The sequence below is a fragment of the Paenibacillus tritici genome, assembly GCF_013204885.1.
Classification (GTDB): domain Bacteria; phylum Bacillota; class Bacilli; order Paenibacillales; family Paenibacillaceae; genus Paenibacillus_AQ; species Paenibacillus_AQ tritici.
Genome location: NZ_JABMKX010000050.1, coordinates 1 through 532 on the forward strand (window position 1 = coordinate 1; position 532 = coordinate 532).

Here is a 532-nt window from a genome sequence, read left to right on the forward strand (position 1 = left end):
CGGCTCCCACCTATCCTGTACAGATCGTACCCAAATTCAATATCAAGCTGCAGTAAAGCTCCATGGGGTCTTTCCGTCTTGTCGCGGGTAACCTGCATCTTCACAGGTATTAAAATTTCACCGGATCTCTCGTTGAGACAGCGCCCAAGTCGTTACGCCATTCGTGCGGGTCAGAATTTACCTGACAAGGAATTTCGCTACCTTAGGACCGTTATAGTTACGGCCGCCGTTTACTGGGGCTTCGGTTCACAGCTTCGGGTTGCCCCTAACCACTCCCCTTAACCTTCCAGCACCGGGCAGGCGTCAGCCCGTATACTTCGCCTTACGGCTTCGCACAGACCTGTGTTTTTGCTAAACAGTCGCTTGGGCCTTTTCACTGCGGCCCCCTCGGGCTATTCACCCTACCGAGGCACCTCTTCTCCCGAAGTTACGAGGTCATTTTGCCGAGTTCCTTAACGAGAGTTCTTCCGCGCGCCTTAGAATTCTCTTCTCGCCTACCTGTGTCGGTTTGCGGTACGGGCACCTTCTCCTG

At 53.9% G+C, this 532-nt stretch carries 1 rRNA gene; it reads right to left on the reverse strand.

Features of this window, described 5'->3' with window-relative positions:
* Positions 1 to 532, reverse strand: a 23S ribosomal RNA gene (locus HQN87_RS31995); the annotation flags it as partial.